The sequence below is a fragment of the Pseudomonas sp. 32A genome, assembly GCF_052682255.1.
Genome location: NZ_JBQYLY010000001.1, coordinates 5,533,764 through 5,556,696 on the forward strand (window position 1 = coordinate 5,533,764; position 22,933 = coordinate 5,556,696).

At 59.2% G+C, this 22,933-nt stretch carries 27 protein-coding genes; 25 read left to right on the forward strand and 2 right to left on the reverse strand.

The genetic code is table 11. The annotated features are described in order from the left end of the window. Nucleotides 1–11 precede the first annotated feature (11 nt). From ACUN0G_RS25355 to ACUN0G_RS25370, 4 genes are read left to right on the forward strand one after another with little or no spacing between them, the layout of a single operon-like run. On the forward strand, nt 12–473 hold the full coding sequence (locus tag ACUN0G_RS25355) for a DUF2280 domain-containing protein (RefSeq protein WP_242201978.1): 462 nt from the start codon (nt 12–14) through the stop codon (nt 471–473). After that, nucleotides 460–1,761, forward strand: coding sequence for a terminase large subunit domain-containing protein (locus ACUN0G_RS25360; protein WP_445574606.1), 1,302 nt, complete (start codon nt 460–462; stop codon nt 1,759–1,761). The genes ACUN0G_RS25355 and ACUN0G_RS25360 overlap by 14 nt, the downstream gene beginning before the upstream one ends. Beyond that, the gene (locus ACUN0G_RS25365; RefSeq protein ID WP_445574607.1) at nt 1,758–3,176 is read left to right on the forward strand and encodes a DUF4055 domain-containing protein; all 1,419 of its coding nucleotides are present in this window, start codon (nt 1,758–1,760) and stop codon (nt 3,174–3,176) included. The genes ACUN0G_RS25360 and ACUN0G_RS25365 overlap by 4 nt, the downstream gene beginning before the upstream one ends. Next, on the forward strand, nt 3,151–4,239 hold the full coding sequence (locus ACUN0G_RS25370; RefSeq protein WP_445574608.1) for a minor capsid protein: 1,089 nt from the start codon (nt 3,151–3,153) through the stop codon (nt 4,237–4,239). The genes ACUN0G_RS25365 and ACUN0G_RS25370 overlap by 26 nt, the downstream gene beginning before the upstream one ends. 14 nt (nt 4,240–4,253) lie before the next feature. Here ACUN0G_RS25370 and ACUN0G_RS25375 read toward each other — a convergent pair whose 3' ends face one another. Beyond that, nucleotides 4,254–4,829, reverse strand: a complete 576-nt coding sequence (locus ACUN0G_RS25375; RefSeq protein ID WP_445574609.1) for a hypothetical protein — start codon at nt 4,827–4,829, stop codon at nt 4,254–4,256. Nucleotides 4,830–4,990: 161 nt separating this feature from the next. Here ACUN0G_RS25375 and ACUN0G_RS25380 point away from each other — a divergent pair, with 161 nt between their 5' ends. From ACUN0G_RS25380 to ACUN0G_RS25450, 15 genes are all read left to right on the forward strand, one after another. Then, on the forward strand, nt 4,991–5,719 hold the full coding sequence (locus ACUN0G_RS25380; protein WP_017479625.1) for a hypothetical protein: 729 nt from the start codon (nt 4,991–4,993) through the stop codon (nt 5,717–5,719). 12 nt (nt 5,720–5,731) lie between these two features. Then, nucleotides 5,732–6,697: a major capsid protein gene (locus ACUN0G_RS25385; RefSeq protein WP_042572010.1), complete on the forward strand. Its 966-nt coding sequence runs from the start codon at nt 5,732–5,734 to the stop codon at nt 6,695–6,697. Nucleotides 6,698–6,744: 47 nt separating this feature from the next. Beyond that, nucleotides 6,745–7,329: a hypothetical protein gene (locus ACUN0G_RS25390; protein WP_445574610.1), complete on the forward strand. Its 585-nt coding sequence runs from the start codon at nt 6,745–6,747 to the stop codon at nt 7,327–7,329. A 59-nt stretch (nt 7,330–7,388) separates the two neighbouring features. Next, a complete protein-coding gene (locus ACUN0G_RS25395; RefSeq protein ID WP_445574611.1) occupies nt 7,389–7,892 on the forward strand; it encodes a DnaT-like ssDNA-binding protein in 504 nt (167 codons plus the stop codon). A gap of 17 nt (nt 7,893–7,909) precedes the next feature. Then, complete coding sequence (locus tag ACUN0G_RS25400; RefSeq protein WP_445574612.1) at nt 7,910–8,281, forward strand: hypothetical protein; 372 nt, start codon at nt 7,910–7,912, stop codon at nt 8,279–8,281. Further along, nucleotides 8,278–8,874 (forward strand): hypothetical protein, encoded by a 597-nt coding sequence (locus tag ACUN0G_RS25405; protein ID WP_445574613.1) that lies wholly within the window; start codon nt 8,278–8,280, stop codon nt 8,872–8,874. Before ACUN0G_RS25400 ends, ACUN0G_RS25405 begins: the two co-directional genes overlap by 4 nt. Continuing rightward, on the forward strand, nt 8,871–9,290 hold the full coding sequence (locus tag ACUN0G_RS25410) for a phage tail terminator-like protein (protein WP_445574614.1): 420 nt from the start codon (nt 8,871–8,873) through the stop codon (nt 9,288–9,290). Before ACUN0G_RS25405 ends, ACUN0G_RS25410 begins: the two co-directional genes overlap by 4 nt. 68 nt (nt 9,291–9,358) lie before the next feature. After that, on the forward strand, nt 9,359–10,030 hold the full coding sequence (locus ACUN0G_RS25415; protein ID WP_198864794.1) for a phage tail protein: 672 nt from the start codon (nt 9,359–9,361) through the stop codon (nt 10,028–10,030). A 2-nt stretch (nt 10,031–10,032) separates the two neighbouring features. Next, nucleotides 10,033–10,422 carry a phage tail assembly chaperone gene (locus ACUN0G_RS25420; protein ID WP_445574615.1) on the forward strand — a complete coding sequence of 130 codons (390 nt, stop codon included), beginning with the start codon at nt 10,033–10,035 and terminating at the stop codon, nt 10,420–10,422. A 17-nt stretch (nt 10,423–10,439) separates the two neighbouring features. Further along, nucleotides 10,440–10,733: a DUF1799 domain-containing protein gene (locus ACUN0G_RS25425; RefSeq protein WP_445575595.1), complete on the forward strand. Its 294-nt coding sequence runs from the start codon at nt 10,440–10,442 to the stop codon at nt 10,731–10,733. Between the two features lie 10 nt (nt 10,734–10,743). After that, entirely contained in the window at nt 10,744–14,160 is a 3,417-nt protein-coding gene (locus tag ACUN0G_RS25430) for a phage tail tape measure protein (protein WP_445574616.1), read from the forward strand. Between the two features lie 3 nt (nt 14,161–14,163). Then, a complete protein-coding gene (locus tag ACUN0G_RS25435) occupies nt 14,164–14,502 on the forward strand; it encodes a phage tail protein (RefSeq protein WP_134326538.1) in 339 nt (112 codons plus the stop codon). 11 nt (nt 14,503–14,513) lie between these two features. Further along, the gene (locus tag ACUN0G_RS25440; protein ID WP_445574617.1) at nt 14,514–15,266 is read left to right on the forward strand and encodes a phage minor tail protein L; all 753 of its coding nucleotides are present in this window, start codon (nt 14,514–14,516) and stop codon (nt 15,264–15,266) included. Nucleotides 15,267–15,268: 2 nt separating this feature from the next. After that, nucleotides 15,269–16,030 (forward strand): C40 family peptidase, encoded by a 762-nt coding sequence (locus ACUN0G_RS25445; RefSeq protein ID WP_445574618.1) that lies wholly within the window; start codon nt 15,269–15,271, stop codon nt 16,028–16,030. Between the two features lie 25 nt (nt 16,031–16,055). Continuing rightward, nucleotides 16,056–16,322, forward strand: a complete 267-nt coding sequence (locus tag ACUN0G_RS25450) for a hypothetical protein (protein WP_445574619.1) — start codon at nt 16,056–16,058, stop codon at nt 16,320–16,322. Here ACUN0G_RS25450 and ACUN0G_RS25455 read toward each other — a convergent pair. Then, nucleotides 16,306–16,542 carry a hypothetical protein gene (locus ACUN0G_RS25455; protein WP_445574620.1) on the reverse strand — a complete coding sequence of 79 codons (237 nt, stop codon included), beginning with the start codon at nt 16,540–16,542 and terminating at the stop codon, nt 16,306–16,308. The two genes, ACUN0G_RS25450 and ACUN0G_RS25455, sit on opposite strands and share 17 nt — an antisense overlap. A gap of 170 nt (nt 16,543–16,712) precedes the next feature. Between ACUN0G_RS25455 and ACUN0G_RS25460 the strand changes: the two genes are divergently transcribed. The 6 genes from ACUN0G_RS25460 (at nt 16,713) to ACUN0G_RS25485 (ending at nt 22,857) form a co-directional block, all read left to right on the forward strand. Next, entirely contained in the window at nt 16,713–17,036 is a 324-nt protein-coding gene (locus ACUN0G_RS25460; RefSeq protein ID WP_445574621.1) for a helix-turn-helix domain-containing protein, read from the forward strand. A 114-nt stretch (nt 17,037–17,150) separates the two neighbouring features. Then, complete coding sequence (locus tag ACUN0G_RS25465; RefSeq protein WP_445574622.1) at nt 17,151–17,363, forward strand: DUF7661 family protein; 213 nt, start codon at nt 17,151–17,153, stop codon at nt 17,361–17,363. A 163-nt stretch (nt 17,364–17,526) separates the two neighbouring features. Next, nucleotides 17,527–17,868 carry a hypothetical protein gene (locus ACUN0G_RS25470; RefSeq protein ID WP_256219591.1) on the forward strand — a complete coding sequence of 114 codons (342 nt, stop codon included), beginning with the start codon at nt 17,527–17,529 and terminating at the stop codon, nt 17,866–17,868. Nucleotides 17,869–17,937: 69 nt separating this feature from the next. After that, entirely contained in the window at nt 17,938–18,282 is a 345-nt protein-coding gene (locus ACUN0G_RS25475) for a hypothetical protein (RefSeq protein ID WP_445574623.1), read from the forward strand. A 55-nt stretch (nt 18,283–18,337) separates the two neighbouring features. After that, complete coding sequence (locus ACUN0G_RS25480) at nt 18,338–18,919, forward strand: tail assembly protein (RefSeq protein WP_445574624.1); 582 nt, start codon at nt 18,338–18,340, stop codon at nt 18,917–18,919. Nucleotides 18,920–18,978: 59 nt separating this feature from the next. After that, entirely contained in the window at nt 18,979–22,857 is a 3,879-nt protein-coding gene (locus ACUN0G_RS25485; protein WP_445574625.1) for a phage tail protein, read from the forward strand. The last annotated feature ends 76 nt before the right edge of the window (nt 22,858–22,933 follow it).

Sequence of the window (22,933 nt, forward strand, 5' to 3'; positions counted from 1 at the left end):
GATGATCGCCAATGGCAGCTCTTCGAAGTGAGGTGAAAGCCTTTATTGTTCAGGCTCTCGCGTGCTTTGACACACCTTCTCAGGTGGTTGAGGCCGTCTTAAAAGAATTCAACGTTGTTGTCACTCGCCAGCAGTGCGAATCACACGACCCAACAAAGGCAGCCGGCAAAGCGCTGGGTGAGAAGTGGGCAACGATGTTCCGTGAGAGCCGCAAGCGGTTCCGCGAAGAAACTGAAGACATCCCGATCGCCAATCGAGCCTTCCGACTGCGCGCCCTGAGCCGCATGGCTGAGAAAGCCGAAGGCATGAAGAATATGGCGCTGACTGCCCAGCTACTGGAGCAGGCTGCCAAAGAATGCGGCGACATCTACGTCAACCGGGCCAGGAAGGAAGAAGCCGGCGACGAACCGGTGATCCCGACCCGCATCCAGGTCGACGTGGTGGATGCGAGGAAGCCGAATGCCGAGCCTTAATGTTCCACAGGCTCAGTTCCTCACGCTGCCCCACAAATTCCGCGCGTTCGTTGCCGGGTTCGGCTCGGGCAAGACCTGGGTGGGATGCTCGGCACTGAGCAAGCACTTCATGGAGTGGCCCGGCGTCAACGCCGGCTACTTCGCTCCGACTTACCCGCAGATTCGGGACATCTTCTATCCGACCATGGATGAGGTGGCCTACGACTGGGGGCTGAAGACCAAGATCAACCAAGCGAACCACGAAGTTCACATCTACAGCGGCCGGCAGTACCGCGGGACTGTGATTTGCAGGTCGATGGAGAAGCCGCAGACGATTGTCGGTTTCAAGATTGGCCATGCTCTGGTGGATGAGCTGGACGTGCTGACTGCACTGAAGGCGCAGCAGGCCTGGCGCAAGATCATTGCCCGGATGCGGTACAACCTGCCTGGGCTGAAGAACGGGGTGGATGTCACCACGACGCCGGAAGGCTTCAAGTTCGTCTTCCTGCAGTTCGTAAAGCAGCTGCGCGACAAGCCGTCGCTCAAGGAAATGTACGGCCTGGTGCAGGCCAGCACCTTCGACAACGAGCTAAATCTTCCGGATGACTACATCGCCTCCCTCATGGAGTCGTATCCGCCGCAGCTGATCATGGCGTACCTCAAAGGCCAGTTCGTCAACCTCACGTCCGGCACGATATACACCGCCTATGACCGAAAGCTCAACGGATGCTTCGACACCGTGCAGCCTGGTGAGCCACTGTTCATCGGGATGGACTTCAACGTCGGCAAGATGGCGGCGATTACCCACGTTAAGCGCGGCCAGGGGTTGCCCAGGGCCGTAGATGAGCTGATCGACGGCTACGACACGCCGGACATGATCCGCCGCATCAAAGAGCGCTACTGGCAGCACGACGGCAATGACTTCAAGAAGACCTGCGAGATCAGGATCTACCCGGATGCTTCGGGCGATTCGCGCAAGTCTGTGAATGCCAGCATCACCGATCTGGCCATGCTCAAACAGGCCGGGTTCGCGGTCATTGCTCCAGCGGCAAACCCGCCGGTGAAAGACCGAATCAACGCAATGAACGCCGTCTTCTGCAATGCGCAGGGCGAGCGCCGCTACCTCGTCAACTCGCTCACCTGTCCGACCTATGCCGATGGCCTGGAACAGCAGGTGTGGGGCGCGAACGGGGAGCCAGATAAAACCGCCGGCATCGATCACGCGAACGACGCCGGCGGCTACTTCATCCACCGCGAGTACCCGATCATCAAACCGGTCACCGCTATCAAAATGGGATACGCCCGATGAGCAACGACGTCTCCTTCAAGCGGGCGGAATACACGGCAGTGCTGGATCGCTGGGCGACCGTTCGCGACGTCTGCGCGGGTCAGCACCGGGTAGTCGATCGGCTGCCGTACATCAATGCGCACGACAAGTCGCCAGAGAACGAAGACCGGAACCGGGCTTACCGCGAGCGGGCGGTGTTCAAGAACGCCACCGGGCACACCCGAAATGGGCTGCTGGGCCTGGCCTTCCATAAAGACCCGACACTCACGGTGCCGAAGAAGCTGGAATACCTGCAAGACAACGCCAACGGCTCCGGAGTGAGCATTTATCAACACTCCCAGGGCACGCTTGAAAAGGTGCTTGAAGCTGGTCGCCACGGGCTGTACGTGGACTATCACCAGGACGACGGCATCGGAGGGCACTCGGTGATCCTGTCCTACTGCGCTGAAGACATCATCAACTGGCGCACAGGCATGGTGAACGGTCACAGCGTGCTTACCCTGGTCGTGCTGCGCGAGTCGCCGGAGACCCCGGAAGGGTTCGGCTACAAGACGGCTGAGCAGTACCGGGAGCTGGCGCTTGAGGATGACGGTTTCGTTTGCCGTGTCTGGCGCCGGTCCGGGCCGAAAGGTGGCGGGCCGCTGGCGGTCATCGAAGAGTTCAGGCCGGAAGGCGTCACCGGGCGTCTCAAGGAGATCCCGTTCACCTTCGTCGGCGCGCAGAACAACGACCCAAGCATCGACGAGTCGCCACTGTACGACATCGCCATGATCAACCTGGGCCATTACCGGAACAGTGCCGATTACGAAGACAGCGTCTTCTGGTGTGGCCAGGCTCAGCCGTGGATCAGCGGCCTTGATGAGCAGTGGCGCGACTGGATGGAGAAGAACGGCGTCTATGTCGGCTCCAGGGCGCCGATGATGCTGCCGGCGGGTGGTGCATTCGGCTATGCACAACCGGCGCCGAACACGCTGGTCAAGGAGGCAATGGCCGATAAGAACCAGATGATGATCGAACTCGGCGCACGGATGGTGGTGGCTTCACTTGCCACCAAGACAGCTACCGAGTCGCGCGGCGATCAGTCGGCATCGACGTCGGTGCTCGCTGGCTGTGTGGCAAACGTCAGCGAGGCATACACGCGAGCCATCATGTGGTGCTGCGCTTACATGGGCATCGCTGACAAGAAGGTCGCCTACCAGGTCAATCAAGAGTTCGTAGAGCTGACGGCTGATCCGCAGATGATCACGGCCTTGGTTGGCTTGTGGCAGCAAGGCGGCTTCGCCAAGGCAGACCTTCGGGCCTACCTGCGCAAGCTGGGCCTGATTGCGCCAGAGCGTACAGACCTGCAGATCGACGGCGAATTGCAGGAGCAGGGCGACGGTCTAGGCCTGGACGATGAGGACAAACCAAATGGCGGCAAACCAAGCAATCCTTGACGCCACGATCCGGCACGCGGTCTTCCTCGAAAAGCTCAAGGCGGGGGAGGTGGGCAAGTTTGCACCCTTCCTCAAGGAGATTGACCGGTCTATCCGCGATCGGCTCACCCAGTCGGACCTGACCGAATACAACACGAAGCGCCTGGAAGCGTTGCTGAAGGAGGTCGACAGCCTGCTGCTGGGCATCTTCGACCGCTACAGTGCGCAACTGAACCTCGACCTGGTGGACATCGCCAACTACGAGGCCGAATTTGAGGCGACCAGTCTTGCCAGGTCGGCGCCGGTTGGCGTGTCGCTGGATGTGGTCGCGCCGACGGCCGCTGCAATTCGCACCGCAGTGCTGACGAACCCGCTCAGTGTACGTGGCACCGGCGGCGGGAAGCTGCTTAAGGCCTTCATCAAGGGTTGGACCAGCGCCGAGCGCGAGCGCGTCACCGGCACCATCCGGCAGGGCTTCTTCGAAGGACAGACGAATTTCCAGATCATCCGCAACATTCGCGGTACCAAGGCGGCAGGATACAAAGACGGCATCCTGGCCACCACCAACCGCAATGCCAGCACGGTCGTGCACACCGCGATTCAGCATGTGTCGTCCCAGGCACGGATGGAGGTGGCCAAGGCCAATACGGATATTGTCGAAGAGATCCAGATGGTCGCTACGCTGGACAGCAAGACCAGCCAGCTATGTCGCTCGATGGACAAACGCCGGTTTCCAGTCGATTCAGGCCCACGGCCGCCGTTTCACCCGAATTGCCGTACGACGTTCGTTCTGCTGACCAAACTTAGCGAGATGTTCGCCAAAGGCGCTACCCGCGCTTCAGTGGGTGCCGATGGCGGCCAGCAGGTCAGTGCGAGCCTGGACTACTACCACTGGCTCCAGCAGCAGCCCGCTTCTTTCCAGGACGTTGCCATCGGTCCAGTACGGGCCAAGCTGTTTCGTGAAGGAGGCTTGACCGTTGAGCGATTCGCCGAGCTGCAGCTTGATCGCAACTTTGCGCCGTTGACCTTGGCTCAGATGAAGAGCTTAGAACCACTGGCTTTTGAGAGAGCAGGCATTTTATAGCCAGCTAGCGTGGCTCACGGAGCTCTCAAGCTGACCACTGTAAAAGGATTGCCCGATGGGTCCTTTCCTTGGGAAACGATCTCATCTTGCTTTATAGACTTGATTTTGTACTCATCCGAACTGCCAGGAACATATTGCTTGTTCATGTCAGGGAGTGAAATTCCACTCAGTTTCTCCAGAAGTGGAATCGGCATTTCTACATCGCCACTTTTAAAGGTCGATGGTTCGGTATGAAAGCCTGTCAGCGTAAACGTTAAGAATTGGTCGTCAGCCGTCCAGACACCTGAACCTTTTGCGAGAACTACTGCAGAAAACGGCTTGTCGGCAGCGCCGCCTGAGAACGTTAGGGTTCCGTTCACGTTGTATCGCCCGTTACGGAAATATTCAGTGATGCCGTTGAAGGCGATATTCCCGCCCGGAACTGGGTGTTGGTAGTTGCTTTCCCAGCGCCCCAGAAAGGCTGGGTTGTGCTTTGGACCTGATTCATAAAACGGGCCGTATATCGTCACAATGCCCGCGATAAAAGCAATGACTGCCGTTGCAATGACATAGCCTTTACGAGTGAAGTGTTTGATCCTTTCTAGGTTCATTTTGCGAGAACTACTCCATTAGTTGTTTGGATCCATTGACATCAGTTTACCCAATTCAGTGACCGCAGCGGTAGCAAACCATCTTTCTTCCGAGTCTCGCATCTGCGGGGCTTTTTTTGTGCCTGCAAAGCGGGCTTCACATACCCAAGGGGTGCCTCACAGTGGCAGAAGAAAACGAAATCGACCTGGAAAATCCGGCAATCAAGGCCGCTATCGCGACTGCCGTTGAAGCATCTGTGTCTGGTCTCAAAACCAAGAACTCGGAGCTTCTGGGCAAGCTTAAGGAAACCTCCGGCAAGCTGACCCAGTTCGAAACACAGTTTGAAGGCATCGACATCGACGCCGTCAAGGGCCTGCTCAGTCGAGCGGGACAGGACGAAGAGACCAAGCTGCTGACCGAGGGCAAGGTGGATGAGGTCTTCAACCGCCGCACCGAGCGCCTGCGTGGCGACTACGACAAGCAGTTGAAGACGATCAGCGAGCGCGCCGAGAAGGCTGAATCCTTCGCTGCCAAGTTCCAGGGCAAAGTCCTGGGCGATTCGGTACGCGGCGCAGCACTGAAGGCCGGCGCTCTGCCGGAAGCAACAGACGACATCATCCTGCGCGCCAAAGGCGTGTTCACCCTTAATGAAGATGGCGATGCAGTCGCCGTTGATGAATCCGGCCAGGTCATCCTCGGTAAAGACGGCAAAACCCCTTTGACTCCGCTCGAGTGGGCGGAATCTCTGCGCGAAAGCGCACCTCATCTGTGGCCAAGGGCTTCAGGGACATTTGCCCCGGGCGGGGGTGGCGGCAAGGCTGCATTCAAGCGCTCCGAAATGACCTCCGAGCAGAAGCGCGACTTTCAGCGCAAGCACGGCCAAACCGCATATCTCGCATTGCCAAAGTAAGGGGATTGACCCATGGCTACAACCGTTAACAGCGACCTGATCATCTACAACGATGAGGCGCAAACTGCATACCTGGAGCGTGTCCAGGACAACCTAGATGTATTTAACGCATCGTCCAACGGCGCGATGGTGCTGGACAACGAGCTGATCGAGGGTGACTTCCGCAAGCGCGCTCTCTACAAGCTGAACGGCTCCTTGGAGCACCGCGACGTCAACTCCGACGGCAAGGTAACCGCCAAGAAGATCAGCGCTGGTGAAGCTGTTGGAGTCAAAGCTCCCTGGAAGTACGGCCCGTACCAGACCACCGAAGAGGCATTCAAGCGCCGCGGTCGTCCGGTCGAGGAGTTCTCCCAGATCGTCGGCGCCGACGTCGCTGATGCAACCCTGGAAGGCTTCATCCAGTACGCAACTGCTGGCCTGCGTGCCGCCATCGGCTCCAACGCTGACATGGTGGTTTCGGCCAACATCGAAACCGATGGCAAGAAGACGCTGACTCGCGGTATGCGCAAGTTCGGCGACAAGTTCGGCCGTATTGCTCTGTGGGTCATGCACTCCAGCGCCTACTTCGACATCGTCGACGAAGCCATCACCAACAAGATCTACGAAGAAGCTGGCGTCGTGATCTACGGCGGCCTGCCGGGCACTCTGGGCAAGCCGGTACTGGTGACCGACACCGCGCCGGCGGATGTGATCTTCGGCCTGCTGCCAAACGCCGTAACCATCACCGAGTCGCAGGCGCCGGGCTTCCGTTCCTACGAAGTGAACGACGAAGAAAACCTGAGCATCGGCTACCGCGCGGAAGGCACCGTAAACATCGATGTGCTGGGTTATAGCTGGAAAGCCACCACTGGCGGTTCCAATCCAACCCTGGCTGCCGTGGGCTCCGCTGCCAACTGGGTCAAGCATGCGGGCAGCAACAAAGTCACCGCCGGCGTGATGATCACGCTGACCGCAACGCCTCCTGTTACTGGCGGTTAAGCCTCAAACTCAACGCGCGGTCAGCAATGGCCGCCTTGGAGAAACACATGGAACTGACTTACAGCAACCAGCTGAGCGGCTTCGACCCGGAGAAGCGTTACCGCAATCCGGAACACTTCGATAAGCCCGAAGCGGGTGTGACCAGCGTGCTGGTGATTGGCGATTGGCCGAACGTGGTCAATGCGTACGAAGCAGCCGGCATCGATGTGTCGGTGAAGGAAGCCAAGCAGGCGCAGATTGTTGGTGCGGGCAGCCAAGCCGAACTGGAAAAGGTGATCGCGGCTTTGCGTGCTGAGCATGGATTGATCCAGATCCTTGTTGACGGCCTGGAAGCTGGCGAGATTCACCGTCCAGAGTCCGGCGACCTGGCGTTGCGCTTGTTTGACGTGCTTGGCACCATCCATGCATCGGTTGGAGAGCTGACCACCGAGCGTGACGGCCTTGCCTTGACTGTCGATGCGCTGCGCGCCGAGGTTGAAGCGCTGAAGAAGTCTGCCCTCACGCCGCCGGCTGATGAGGCCGGTGAAATCGCGGCGCTGAAAGCAAAGCTCGACGACGCCAATATCCAGTATCGCGCCAACGCCTCCAAAGAATCCCTGGAAAGGCTCGTCGCCGAGCTGACCAAGGAGTAATACTGCTGGCTGTCGGTGATCCGGCGGCCAATTTTCAAACCATTCCAGCGAGTTGACGCATGACACTCATCATCGAGGACGGCACCGGCAAGCTTGACGCCGAAAGCTACGCGAGCGCCGAGGACCTGGCCATGTATGCCGTGAAATTCGGCACGGTCATCCCCGCCGGCGTTCCCGAGCAGGAAGCGCTGCTGCGCCGGGCCGCCCTGGCGATGGATGGCATGACCTGGAAAGGCCGCAAGATGAACAGCGAGCAGGCCTTGTCCTGGCCGCGCCGGGAAGTGCTGTTGGACCACGAGATCAAGCCGAACAACTACCTGCCAGCGCGGATCCAGTACGGGCAGATGGCCTTGGCCGCTGAGATTCATCAGGACTACATCGACCCAATCGATAAGCGAAAGGGCGCTGTGACGCTGGAGCGTGTCGAAGGGGTGGTAACTCGCGAGTACGCGACTATCCCGAACACCAGCGGCCGACTATTGCCGGCAGCGCCGGATCGGCCGAGTGCAACCCAGTTTGCCGACTACCTACAAAAGCGCGGGCTGTTCGCAATCCGCGCATAGCAGCAACGGAGACCACCATGGCCACCTTCTACGACGAAATGGCCGTGATGGCTTTGGAGATGATCACAGAGTTCGGCCAGCCCGTGACCATTAGCAGGACGGTGCCGGGCGAGTACGACCCGGAAACGGGTGGGGAAGCACCAGGCGCCACTGTTGAGCAAATCGCCCAGGGCATCCTGCTCGACTTCACCGGTATCGAATTCCAGAACAACAGCCTCATCAGGCAGGGCGACAAGAAGCTGAAGATCGCCGCGCAGGGCTTGGCCTGGGTGCCGGGCTTACTGGACAAGATTGTCGCCCAAGGCCGCACTTGGGCCATCGTCCCGCCGCTGAAAGAGGTAAACCCCGCCGGCACGCCGATCCTGTATGAATTGCAGGTGCGGTCGTGAGTCGGGCGGGCGCCGGCCAGTCCGGCAGCTTCGCCCTAAGCCTTGCCGAGTTCGCCGCCCAGGCCGGGGAAGCAATCGACGCAAGCCTACGCGAGATCATCATCGAAGTCGGTAGCAGCTTGATCCGCATGTCGCCCGTGGGTAACCCGGAGATCTGGGCCCAGAACGCTGTGGCGACCCAGTACAACAAGGCTGTCGATGATCACAACAGCGCGCTGCGTAGCGACCCGGCCAACCTTACAAAGGCCGGCAGGTTAAGGCCGGGGCGCAAGGTGCACGACGGCATGGACATCGTCGCACCGGCAGGCTACGTCGGCGGCCGGTTCCGCGGTAACTGGATGTTCAGCATCGGCACCCCGAACAACGCCACGACCGAAGAGGTTGACCCGACAGGCACCAAGTCAACGGCGCGTGTCACTGCCGGCGCAATCGAATTCAAGGCAGGCGACACCTGCTACATCACCAACAGTCTCGGCTATGCGATCCCGCTGGAGTTCGGCCATTCGACCCAGGCGCCCGGCGGCATGGTGCGGGTAACCGTGGCTCGCTTCCAGCAGATCGTGCTGGAGGCCATCAGGAACAACCAGGTATGAGTCACGCCATCATCGCTTCGATCTACGAGGCAAAGCTCATCGCCTGGAACGCTGCCAGGTCGGAAAAGCTGAAGATCGTCTTCGAGAACACGGCCTACACGCCGGCGGCGGGCGAAACATACCTGCGGGCTTTCACGATCCCGGGCGACACAGCGAGCAACACGCTCGGCGGCGATCACCGGCTGTTCACCGGTGTGTTCCAGGTGAACATCATCGCGCCGGCGGGCACCGGCAAGACCAAGACGAATCCGATTGTGGCTGAGTTGACAGGCCTGTTCCCGCTGTATGTGCGCGACACGAAGAACGGCTTCGTTGTCACGCCCATGACGCCGGTAGATCAGGGGCCTGGTATCACCGGAGACTCCACCTACACCGTCCCGCTGTCGTTCTCGTACCGGTCCGACACCACACCATAATCCGCCCGTTGGGCAAATCCTGAACCCGCCAAGTGCGGGTTTTGTCATTTCTGCAAAGAGGAAAACCCATGTCGATCTACTTCCCCAACGGGGCAACACTGGCGATCTCAACCGGCTTCGCTGCCGCCAAGTTGATCTCCGCCATCAGCAACGCAAATCCGGGCGTGGCCACGGCCCTGGCCAACGGTTTCGCCAATGGTGACATCCTGCTGGTTACTTCTGGCTGGGAGGACATCAACGAGCGAGCCGTGCGCGTGTCCAACGCTGCGGCAGGCGCCTTCACGCTGGAAGGCATCGATACCTCGAACGTTGCGTTCTTCCCGGACGGCATCAGTGCGGGCACCGCCAAAAAGGTCACCGGCTGGGTTGCGGTGAACCAAGTGATCGGGAACTCGATGTCTGGCGGTGAACAGCAATACTGGACGTATGCGCCGCTGGAGGCTCGCCGCGACAAGCAGATTCCGACCACCAAGAATGCCCAGGCGTTTGCGTTCCAGCTCGCCGACGACGACAGCCTGGCCTGGTACGACGAACTGGACAAGGCTGATCGTGAGAAGGAAGTGCGGATTCTGCGCATGTCGCTGCCGAACGGCAAAACGATCTACTACGCCGGTTACCCGTCGTTCAACAAAACCCCAACGCTGGTGCGCAACGAGGGTGCAGCTGTGACGTTCGGCTTCACTATCAACGCCGAGATTACGGCGTACCGCGCGCCAGTGGCTGCTGGCGGGGGTAGCTGATCATGGCGAAGTTCAAGATCGCGCAAGGCGCTACCTTCAAGGCTGATGTGGAGATTCCACGCGTTGGCGGTGCATTCATCAAGGTGCCGTTTGAGTTCAAGTATCGGAACCGTAATGAGCTGGCGGCCTTGTTTGCGGGGTGGCAGCAGCGGGCAAAGGACGATCAGGAGGCTTTCAAGGCCAAAGCTGACGATCTGACCCTGGTGGATATCACTGATGCGGACATCGAGCGCCAGGTAGATCAGGTCCAGGCATTGGTTGAAGGCTGGGGGTTTGAAGACAAGCTGAACCTTGAGTCGATCCGTGCGCTGGTGGAAACATCTGCCGGCGCCGGTGAGGCCATTGTCGCGGCCTATCAAACGGCTTACGTACCGGCCCGCACGGGAAACTGATTCGCGTCGCACGCGCCCTGTATGAGCCACCTCCGAGTGCCGAGCAGTTGGCGGCATTTGGTCTTGACGCCTCGGACATGGAAGAGGCGTTCGAGGTCTGGCCGTGTGTTTGGCCTTCATTCCGCCTATTCGACGCCCTCTCTACTCAGTGGCGCACCGGCGCGTGCGGCGCGACCGGCATTGATTACACCGCAATCACCAGCGTTGCCGAGCTCATCGGCATGAAGAAAAAACAACTCAGAGAGATCTTCCCCGACCTTCAAATAATGGAGGCCGAGGCGTTGCTCGTTATGTCTGAGCAATCGAAATAATGGAGCACTCATGTCTACGATCGCTGAGCTTGGCATTGCGGTAAATTCAGGCGAAGCGGTCAAGGCCACCTCCGACCTGGAGAATCTCGCCCAGGCCGGCGCCAAGGCTGAGAAAGCGGCCGAGGGTGTGTCTGCCGGCTTCGACAAGGCAGCGACTGCAACGGCGGATCTGTCGGCGTCTGAGCGCAAGCTTTCCGAGACGCTCGACGAGGCCAAAGCCCGCCTTCTGGCAACGGCGAAGGCTTCCCTGGAGTCGAGCGAGTATTACCAGCGTCTGACCACCAGCGTGAACACCAACGCTTCCGCTATTGAGTCGTCGGGGTCCTCGGTCAGCAGCCTGGCAGCGCTTCAACGGCGTTTGCAGGCTGAATCGGATGCGCTTGTTGGCTCGACTGATCGTCAGGCCGAGGCAACTAAGAAGGCCGCTGCAGCTACCGGCGTTCAGGCCGAGGGCCTGCAAGAGCTGCTCGGCAAGCTCAATCCAACAATGGCCGCGCTCGAAAAGCTCGATCAGCAGCAGGCGCAGTTGCAGAAGTACAAGGCCGCCGGCGTCATTGATGCCGACACCTTCCGCGAGTACTCGACACGCATCGACGCGTCCCGGCAGAAGCTGGGCGAGTTCGATGAGGGACTTCGAAAAACAGGTATCAGTTCGGGACAGACGCAGGCGGCGCTGCGGCAACTGCCCGCGCAGTTCACGGACATCTTCACCAGCCTGGCGGGCGGTCAGAACCCGTTGATGGTGCTGATCCAGCAGGGCGGCCAGATCAAGGACTCCTTCGGCGGTATTGGCCCGACGATGGACGCCCTGAAAGACAAGTTCCGGTCGTTGTTTTCTGGTGGCGCCGGTGCTGCTGTTCTGGGGGAATCCCTCGCAGGTATCGCCTCGGGGGCGAAAGACACCGCCGAGAACGCGGGCGAGGCAAGCGAGAGCCTGTCGGACCTGGCGGAAAGCTCGAACACTGCGGCAGAAGCTGCCGAGAACGCACAGAAGGCAGTAGGTGCGATCAGCCCTGCGATCAGTGGTGTAACGCTTGGCGCGGCGGGCATGGTCCTCGCGCTGGTTTCTGTAGTTGCTGCTCTCGGCACTGTGATCTACGGCTACAAAAGCGGTAGCCAAGAGGCGGACGAGTACAACAAATCGCTGATTTTGACCGGAAATTACGCGGGCACTTCAGCGAGCCGCCTAGCCGAATTGGCGCAGCAGGTAAGCGCAACCAACGGCACAACTAGCGATGCTGCAGCATCGCTTGCCAAACTGGCTGCCAGTGGAGTTATCGCTGGCGGCAGTTTTAAGGATATTGCGGATGCCGCCGCTGCGATGGAGGACGCCACCGGTAAGTCGGTCGACGCGACGATTGCCGAGTTTGTGAAAATCGCGAAGGACCCTGTTGCTGCCGCCAAAGAACTGAATGATCAGTACCACTTCCTGACCGCTTCGGTTTATTCGCAAATCGTTGCACTGAAGGAGCAGGGCGACACTATCGGTGCCGCCAAACTCCTCACAGACACCTACGCGGATACCGTTAAAAGCCGATCCACGGAGATCACCGACAACCTGGGCTTCATCGAGAAAGCCTGGAAGGGCATCACCGACGAAGCCAAGAAATCGCTGGATGCGATCAAGAATATTGGCAGGGACCAGGGTGATGCTGTTCGGGTCACAGAGCTCAATCAGAAGATTGCTTACCTGGAATCTACGGTGGGCACGGGCTTCGAGGATGGTGATGCGAAAGCGCGCCTCACCGCGCTCAAGGATGAGCTGAGCCTGCTACAGGACAAGAAAGCCGCCCAGGAGGACGAGGAAAAACGTAAAAGTGACGATGCCAAGACCCAGAAGGAAGGGATTGAAGCCGAGCAGCGGCTGAAGCAGCTCAGCGACTCAATGCTCAGCAATGCCGAGAAGCGAGACAAGCTGACCAAGGCGTATTTGCGTGACGTCGAGGTGCTGAAAAAAGCGAACCCTGATGACCCAAAGGTCCAGGCCGACTATGTCGCCAAAACCCTCCAGAACATCAAGGACAAGAACAAGGATCCTAAAACTGCTTCGGCCGGCGCTGTAGACCTCACGTCATACAACGATGCGCAGAACGCGCTCAAGAGCATTCAGGACGAATACGCCAACACCCAGAAGCAGTTGGAAGCCGGGCAGAAGGCCGGGCTGATCTCGCAAGCTGATTACGCGACACAGCGTGCAGTTTTGATCCGTGCCGAAAAGGATGAAGTTACCGCCGGTTACGAAGCGGAGATATCCGCTCTTGAAGCCGCCAAGGGCAAAAAGACCACCACTGCCGCACAAAGCATTGAGCTCGATAAGAAGGTTGCCGATGCGCGCGCCAACATGGTCAGGGCGCAGAAGGACGCTGACAGTCAGCTTGAAGTGTTGGCAACAAGCGAGACCGGGCGCCTGGCGAAACAGGAACGGTCGATCAACACCTATGTGCAGGCCCTGGCTCAGCAGCAACGAGCCTTGGAACTTGCCGGCCAACGTGCAGTGCTTGGCGTGGGCCAGGGTGACCGCCAGAACGCGCTCAACGGCGAACTGAACAGCCAGCAAGACCGGTTTGCCCAGCAGTCGCTGGAACTGGCCAACCAGAAATCCGACCCGTCGCGCAACATGTCGGAGGAGGAGTTCAATCGGAAGTCGCAGGCGCTCGCAGACGCGAACAAGAAAGCGACCGACCAAATCCGGCGGAACTACGCGGATGTGGAGGCCGCCCAAGGCGACTGGACGAACGGCGCGACATCGGCCTGGGCCAATTACCTGGATTCGGCGAAGAACATTGCCGGCCAGACTAAAAGCCTGTTCGGCAACGCCTTCAGCAGCATGGAGGACGCGGTCGTCAACTTCGCACTGACCGGTAAGGCATCGTTCTCGGACTTCGCTAAGTCGATCCTTGCGGACATGGCGCGCATTGCTACCCGCCAGGGGAGTTCGGCATTGCTGAGCAGCTTGGTTGGCGCAACGGCCAGCTACTTCACGGGAAATGCCTCAACTCCGACTTCTGCCGGATCCACTCAGGCCGGTTACACCGGCGTCGACTTCTCTGGTTACAGGGCTGCCGGCGGACCGGTCGACCCGAACTCTCTGTACCAGGTGAATGAGCTTGGCCCTGAGCTTTACAACGAGGGCGGTAAGTCATACCTGATGACCGGCGCCAATGGCGGCAGTGTGACGCCGCTTACTGCTGGTGGTGGGCCGGGGATGGCAGCCATGACTGGACGCGGGAGCGGCGGGACCTCGGTCAGTCTCACCATGCCCATCATGGTCATGACGGACGAGGAGTCTGGCAAGTCAGATGGTGACGAACTCGACACGGAGCTGTTCCAGCGAAACATGCAGGAGCGGATGCGCATCGTTGCGAAAGAAGAGATCGCCAAGTCTTGGCGCCAGGGCGGCCAGAGTTTCCGCCAAGTGAAAGGATGATTTATGGCAATCGAGCGATTTACCTGGGCCACTGAAAAGGGCGTCGAGGGTGATATCAAGCAGCGCGTGCGCACCAAGCAGTTTGCCGACGGCTACGCGCAGTCGACCGAGGACGGGATCAACAACAAATCCCAGTCTTGGCCGGTAACCTTCACCGGCATGAAGAGCCGCATCAAGGACATCATGGACTTCATCGATCGGCACAAGGGTGCAAAGGGCTTCCTCTGGGAGCCGCCCCTGGGCGACCTGGGCCTGTACAAGTGCAACGGCTACAAGCCAGTGCACCGCGGTGGCCAGGTCTACGCGATCACCGCGACCTTCGAACAAACCTTTCACCCCTGAGATAACCACCCATGGCACTGATCACGGACATCCAGAAACTGGAGCCCGGCGCCGAGATTCGCCTGTTCGAAATTGACGGGACTGAATACGGCGCGGATTACCTCCGCTTCCACGGTCACGCCATTCCGCACACGCCCGAGGAGTTGCTGGCCTACGAGCATTCGGAGGAGGACCTGCCGGCCAAGTCAATTTGGTGGCAGGGCGCCGAATACGCGGCATGGCCGGTGCAGATTGAGGGTATCGGGTCCAATAGTGACGGTACGGCCACCAGGCCGACGTTCGCCGCCGGCAACATCAACGGTCGCGTCACTGCGTTGTGCCTGGCCTTCGAGGACCTGCTGAAATTCAAGCTGACTGTTCGCGAGACCCTGGCCCAGTACCTGGACGCGGCCAACTTTCCCGAAGGCAACCCAACGGCCGATCCGACACAGGAAGGGCTAGAGATCTGGTACATCGACCAGAAAACCAGCGAGGACGGCGAGGCGGTGGTCTGGGAGCTGTCGTCTCCGGGCGAGATCGATAACCACGACCTGCCCGGGCGCCAGATGACCACGTTCTGCCACTGGGCGATGACCAATGGTTACCGCGGGCCCGACTGCGGGTACACCGGTGCGGCCATGTTCGACGACGAGGACAACCCCACGGATGACCCGGCCAAGGATCAGTGCAAGGGCTGCCTGTCGTCCTGCAAGTTGCGTTTCGGCGAGAACAACGAACTTTCCTTCGGCGGATTCCCTGCCGTGTCCCTGATAGCCAGGAGCTGACCATGCGTAAGCACATCATTGCGGCGATCCAGGCGCATGCGGCAGCGGAGTATCCGAAAGAGTGCTGCGGGCTGCTGCTGGCTGTAGGGCGGGCGCAGAAGTACTTCCCATGCCGGAACATCGCCGCGGAGCCGAACGAAGAGTTTCGACTTGATCCTGAGGACTATGCCGCGGCGGAAGACCTGGGTGAGGTGATCGGCATTGTCCACTCGCACCCGGACGCCACCAGCCGGCCGTCACCGCACGACCTGGCCATGTGCGAGGCCACGGCGCTGCCCTGGCACATTCTGTCGTGGCCCGAGGGCGACCTGCGGACGATCACCCCGACCGGCAGCACGCCGCTGCTCAAGCGTCCGTTCGTGCACGGTGCCTGGGACTGCTGGCAGGTCTGCGCTGATTGGTACCAGCGGGAATGGGGCCTTGAGTTTGAGGCCTTCCAGCGCACCGATGGCTGGTGGGAGAGCGCGGAGAACGTCAGCCTGTACGAGCAGCACTACGAGGCCGCCGGCTTTGTTCGCGTTGACCGGCCGCAGCGCGGCGACCTGATCGTCATGCACGTCGGGCGGACTGTTCACCCGAACCATGCCGGGATCTATCTGGGCACTGATCCATCTCTGCCTGGAGAAAAGTCGGGCGCCTTCGGCCCCGGGCCCTTTCTGCTACACCACCTATACGGCAGGCCGTCAGAAATCATAGTTTTCGGCGGCCCGTGGCATGACAGAACGCGCCTAGTCCTCAGGCACAGAGATGCAAAACAACCATGACGCGGCAGGGCCGCAGGAGCAGGGCATGCAAACCTCGCAACGCTACATGCTGACTATTCACGACCTTTTCACCATTGCCGGCGGCGGTATCTGCGGCGCTGAAGCCGAAGTCGCCATTCTGCACGGCGGTGTCGAGGTTGATCGCGTGAAATTCTCCGGTAAATGCCAGAATAAAGGTGGTTACAGCCGCAGCTACTTTGGCAAGTCAGGGCTTGAGGCTGCGCTTGTATCAGGGCCCGGCCGGATCAGTTTTCAAGAAAGCGCCGTATCTGAGTTCACTTTGGCGGAGTAAGCCCGCCGATAAAATCATCTGAGCCAAGCTTGTGTGACCCATACTCCACAATGTATCCATCATTCAATCTTGCTGCCTCAGCCTCGGCTACGGCTTTGCTGGGGTAGACATCAACTAGATGCCATGGGCTAGGACGATCTTTCAAGACGGCCCAGCCCAAGACCCAGCCTTTGTTTTCTGGGTCTGCTGGGAGGTTTTTTGCGAGGCTTCTTATCGACATGACCGCTCCTTGGTTGAGTGAAGGCCAAAGGCTACTATCGAAAGGTTTGGCGCGCCACTGGCATTCCATCCACGCTGGATGGGCGCACAGAAAGGCTGACACCTAAATGAATACAATGCTTGCCTAGGTATGGGCGTATGGTTGTCTTAATAAATCAAAGGGCATTGAGCATGGACGCAACTTTTGGAGCTCGCTTGAAGGAAGAGCGGAAACGGCTGTCACTCACTCAGCGCGATCTTGGCGGCATTGGCGGTGTCGAAGCAAATGCTCAGGCAGTATATGAGCGAGGTATTAGGAAGCCTAAAGCCGACTACCTTCGGGCGATATGGCTTGGCGGGGTAGATATCCACTATGTTTTAACTGGAGAGAGGACTTGCTTACCCTCGGAACTGCTTAGCGATCAGGAGACCGAGATTATTCGGCACTACCGGAGCTTGGGCGAACAGGACCAATGTGCAGTCGCGCAAATACTTTCTTCTATCTCTCCCGGCTAACTCGTACCTTGGAGTCCGGGTTCAGGCACCCCAATCCATGCTGATGGGTGCACAGGCATCGCATTAAGGGGCGTCGTTCGATATGTTCGTATTTTTCCGATATGAGATCGAACTATGAAGTTTGATATTTACGGACGCTTCCAGGTTGAAGTTCGCCGTGAGAACGACTCGTGGACCGTGTACCGGTCGGAGCTGGGTAAGCGTTCTCGACTGTATGACATTGTCGTTCCACCGGACTTGATGGAGGACGAGATTGCTACTTATCTCGATGACATTTTTCATGAGTACGCTAGGTATGGCGAAACCGTGGAAGTGCTAGGCGACTGATTTACTGCTTGGCTGTCCGATATGCAAATAGCTGTTTGATCTTCGCAGAGTGAAGGCATTGTTAGGCCCAGCCCTGCGCTGGGCTTTTTGCATCCATCTCTCAGTGAAGTGGATGCCTGGGCAAGTCCGGGGTACAGTCCCTTCTTTCCTGGGGAGGACAACGATGAAAATTTGGCTGATGGTTTTGTCCGCTGCGATGCTCGCAGGATGCGCGGACAGCGGACCTATCAAGGTCGGGCCTGATACATACACGATTTCCACTCGCGTTCCCTTTGGCGGGCCTGCCTCCGCGAAAGGGCAGGCGCTCAAAGAAGCGAACGTGTTCTGCGAGTCGCAAGGCCGAGAAATCCTGCTGGATCACATGCAGGCAAGTGAATGCGCATTGCACGGCGGCTGCGGCGAGGCAGAGATTTATTTCTTCTGTATGGCCAAGGGAGATCCGCAGTTGAAGCGCCAAAAATATAGCCCAGACCCCACACAGAAGATTGAAATAGATCAGCGCTGATCAGTTAGGTCTGCTTGGTCCAGCAGCTTAGGTTGGGCTACAGTCCCGCCAAACCAACGAGGGAACGACATGCGGATTTTGATAGCGGCGGCAGCGGTGGCGATGCTGGCGGGGTGTGTGTCACCCAGCGACTTGCGCACGAACACGCCTACCGTCAGTGCGACGACGAAAAAAGAACCGAAGAAGTATGCCCTGTGTGTATTCCCTCACTGGCAGGACGCAAGATCTGAGGCGACGATGTCGGAAACTGAGAACGGTTACCGCCTTGTGATTGGCGCGATGCAGTTAACGGACGAACTGCTTGAGATCAACAAGACCTCCAGTGGTAGCTCTGTTGTCTTTTATCAGCGATCCGCCTGGGCGCCCGGAGTTGGCCGAACAGCAATCGAGGCCGCGGTCCGCAACTGCCTGTAAATCAAATCGAATCTTCAGCCCGCTTAGGCGGGCTTTTTGTTGCCTGGAGAAAAGAATGTCAGCGCTCGCGATCAACTACCAACCCATGACCACAATTTTGCTTTACGGGCAGCTAAGGCAGTTCGGTAGATCGTTCCGACTGTCCGTGCGGTCGCCGGCGGAAGCAATCAAAGCGCTTTGTGTGCAAATCCCAGGCTTCGAGCGGTTTTTGTCCAATGCGAAGTCAAGAGGGATTGAGTTTGCGGTGTTCCGGGGCTCTAAGGCCCTGGGGGAGGGGGAACTTGGATTTGCCGGCAATGGTGAAATTCGAATAGCTCCAGTCATCACCGGCAGCAAGCGCGCAGGACTCCTTCAGACGATTGTTGGCGCGATCCTCATTGCTGTTTCTTTCATTCCCGGCTTTCAAGTTCTCGCTGCGCCAGGTGTTGCTCTTGTAGCTGGCGGCGTGATCCAACTACTCAGCCCCCAGGCCGGCGGCCTCAAGACCAGCGCTGCGCCAGAGAACACGCCCGGCTACGCCTTCGGCAGCGCCAAGAACACCACGGCCTCCGGCAATCCTGCGTCGCTGTGTGCAGGCCGCCGCCGCTGGGGTGGCGCGATCGTCAGTGCCGCCATTTATGCCGAAGAGCAGATGTAGCCAACACCTGAAGCACCGTAGCCGCCAATGAGGCGGTTTTTTATTGCTTGGAGAAAAGCATGGGCGCAGCACGCAAGATTGATATCCACGGCGCCAAGGGCGGCGAAGAGAAACCAAAGACGCCAACGGAAGCCCCGGATAGTCTGCGTTCCGTTGCTATCGCCAAGATGCTGATTGCCGTGGGAGAGGGTGAGTTCGCAGGTACCCCAACCGGCAAGGACATCTATCTCGACAACACGCCACTGCAAGACCCACAAGGGAATATGAACTTCCCGAACGTGAAGTGGGAATGGCGAACCGGTGCGGTGGACCAGACCTATATTCAGGGGATTCCATCGGTCGAGAACGAAACCACAATCGGCACCGAGCTGCGCAGCGGCACGCCATGGGTCAAGTCCATCAGCAACACCCAGCTTTCGGCCGTTCGTGTTCGCTTCGCCTGGCCAGCGCTCCAGTCCGTAGACGCTGGCGGCAACATCAACGGGTACCGAATCGAGTACAAGGTTGAGCTGGCAACCGACGGCGGTGCTTACCAGCAGGTGCTGAGCGAAGCTGTCGACGGCAAGACCACCAGCGTGTACGAGCGCACCCGCCGCATCGATTTGCCGAAGGCTACTTCTGGCTGGCTGATGCGCATCACGCGCCTGACGATCAACCAGAACAACAACAAAATCTCCGACACGATGCAGATCGCCGGCTTCACTGAGGTGATCGACGCGAAGCTGCGGTATCCAAACACCGCGTTGTTGTACATCGAGTTTTCCGCCGAGCAGTTCCGCAGTATCCCGGCAGTCACTATTGATTGCGACGGCCGCAAGTGGCAGGTGCCGAGCAATTACGACCCTCGATCGCGCAGCTACTCTGGCGTTTGGGATGGCACATTCAAGGAGGCATGGACCGACAACCCTGTCTGGCATACCTACGGCCTAACCACAAACGACCGCTTCGGCCTCGGCCGTCGCATCAAGCCGTGGATGGTCGACAAGTGGGAGCTGTACCGCATTTCGCAGTACTGCGATCAGATGGTGCCGAACGGGAAGGGTGGCCAGGAACCGCGTTTCATCTGCGATCTGAACTTGCAGAGCAAGGCCGATGCCTGGTCTCTGCTGCGCGACATCTCAGCGATCTACCGGGGCATGACCTACTGGGCCCAGGGCCAGGTGTTCACCCTGTCGGATATGCCGCGCGCCACTGACTACGACTTCGCCTATAGCGGTGCGAACGTCATCACTGAGGGGCGTCAGCCATTCACCTATTCGAGCGCATCGGAGCGCACTCGCTACAGCCGGGCGCTGGTCAGCTACGACAATCCGGCGAACAACTACGACACCGACGTCACTGCGGTGACCGATCAGAAGCTGCAGCGGCGCTACGGCGATAACCCGCTGGAGATCAGCGCAATCGGCTGCACGCGCGAATCGGAGGCCCAGCGCCGCGGCAAGTGGGCTCTGCTCACCAACTCAAAGGACCGGGTCGTGACGTTTCGTGTCGGGCTGGACGGGCGTATACCGCTGCCTGGCTACGTAATTCCGATCGCTGACGAGTTGATCGCTGGCCGGCCCGTCGGCGGGCGCATCTCTGCGGTGAACGGCAAGGTCATCACCCTGGACCGCGACACCCAGGCCAAGCCCGGTGATCGGCTGATCCTCAACCTGCCCGACGGCAAGTGCGAGGGGCGCACCGTGCAAATGGTCAGCGGGCGACAGCTCACAGTAACCACGGCGTACTCCGTGGCACCTGAGCGGGAACTGGTGTGGGCTTTGGACGCTGACGACCTGGCCATCCCGCTGTACCGGGTGACCAGTGTTTCCCGGCCAGAGCCTGGCGTGTTCGAAATCTCGGCAGTGCAGTACGACCCGAGCAAGTTCGCGCACATCGACACCGGCGCTCGGCTGGAAGAGAGGCCGATCAGCGTTATCCCGATCACCGTGGTACCGGCTCCGGCCAGTGTCACGCTGACGTCGAGCTATGCCGTAAACCAGGGCATCGCCATCAGCACCATGAACATCTCGTGGCCTGCCGTGAGCGGTGCGGTCGCTTATGACGTGGAGTGGCGCAAGGACAGCGGCAACTGGATCAAGGTGCAGCGCACCGGCTCGACGAGCGTCGACGTCACCGGCATCTACTCGGGTGCCTACCTGGCTCGGGTCCGCTCGGTGAGCGCTTTCGAGATCTCGTCTATCTGGAAAAGCTCCAACCTGACCAACCTGGAAGGCAAGGTCGGGCTTCCGCCGGCGGTGGCGTTCCTGACCACCACCAGCCTGGTTTATGGCATTGGCATTCAGTGGGGATTCCCGCCGGGCGCCGAGGACACCCAGCGCACGGAGGTGTGGTACAGCCAGTCGGCGGATCTGTCGACTGCGGTCAAGCTGAGCGACTTCAGCTACCCGCAGGCCTCGCATGAGATGCACAGCCTGTTGGCCGGCGCGAGCCTGTTCTTCTGGGCTCGTCTGGTTGACCGGACTGGTAACGTTGGTCCGTTCTTCCCTGTGCCCGGTGCAGTTAACGGCCAGGCCAGCATCAACCAGAGCGATTATGAGGCGTACTACGCTGAAAAGATCGGCAAGGGCGCCCTGTACCAGAGCCTGCGCGAAGAGATCGAGCTGATTACAGGCGATGGTCCAGGGTCGGTAAATGAACGGCTTGATGAAGCCAAGAAGGAGCTGGAGGATCTGATCAAGCAGGTAGGCGATGCGCTCGCCTACGATCCTGCAAAGCCCTATCTGAAGGGCGACATCGTCCGACTGGATCAGCGTCTCTACCAAGCGAAAGGCCCGGTGCCGGTTGAGGCGGCGCCGCCCGACGCCACTTACTGGATCGATATCGGCACCATCCTCGAGACCACTGACGCACTGGTGTCTCAAGTCCAGATCATCGAAACCAAGATCGAAGAGATCGACGGCAAGGTGTTGGCCACCGCAACCTCGGTGGAAGCGCTGCGCTCTGCTGCGCGTGGCGATGACGGTGCCGGCGACCTGGCCGATGCAATCAAAGGATGGACGTCCACGGCAGATCTTGCTGTCGAACGCAAAACGCGAGCGGGCGAGAATGACGCAATGGCTCAGCAGCTGCTCACCCTGGGTGCCCAGGTAGGCGATAACAAGTCGTCGCTGAGCGTTCTGGAACAGGTGGTAGCCAGCAACCGCCAGACCTCCGCAGCGCAGATCACCAAACTGAACAGCGATCTGTCTGCGGTCGATCAAAAGGCGAACGGCAATGCCCAGGCGCTCACCAACCTTGATACGAAGATCACCAATCTTGACGGGAAGATCACCTCTCAGGCTTCGAGTAATGAGGCGCTCCGAGCTTCCGTTCGTGGTGACGACGGCTCTGGCGACCTGGCTGGAGCGATCAAAGCATGGGAATCAACCGCAGCCATCAGCACAGAGAAGAAAGTGCGAGCATCTGAAATCGAGGCCCAGGCTAAGGTATCGGAAACGCTGCAGTCGAGCATCGGACAGACAAGCGCGTCGGTTCAAACGGTGAGCGAGACAGTAGTTCGGCTCGACGGCAAGGTGTCGGCACAGACCACCATGAAGGCACAGACCATCGTAGATGGAAGGAAGGTTGTTTCGGGTTTGGCCTTTGGCTCGAATGGCGAACAGTCGGAGTTCCTGATCTTCGCTCAGCGATTCGCCATCGTGAACGAGGTTAGCGGCAAGGTTGACCCGATGTTCGTCATCGAGAACGGCCAGGCAGTCTTCAACACAGCGATCATCAGCAAGGCGATCATCCAGGAAATCGTTCTGGGGATGGTGCTTCGGTCGCCGGCGGTTGATTCGAAAGGCCGGCCTTTGCTGGAAATTAACATCCCGGCGGGCACTTTCACTCTTCGTAGTTCCGGTACTGGCGGCTCGGCCCTGCTCAACAACGACGGGCTCACTGTGTTTGATGCCCAAGATATTGATCGCGTAACCGTTGGGAGGCTTTCGTCATGACTTATGGTATGCGAACAAAGGGGGGGGATGGAGCGGTCCAGCTTGATGAAAGCTCCTTTACCTGTCGAGTCGTCTA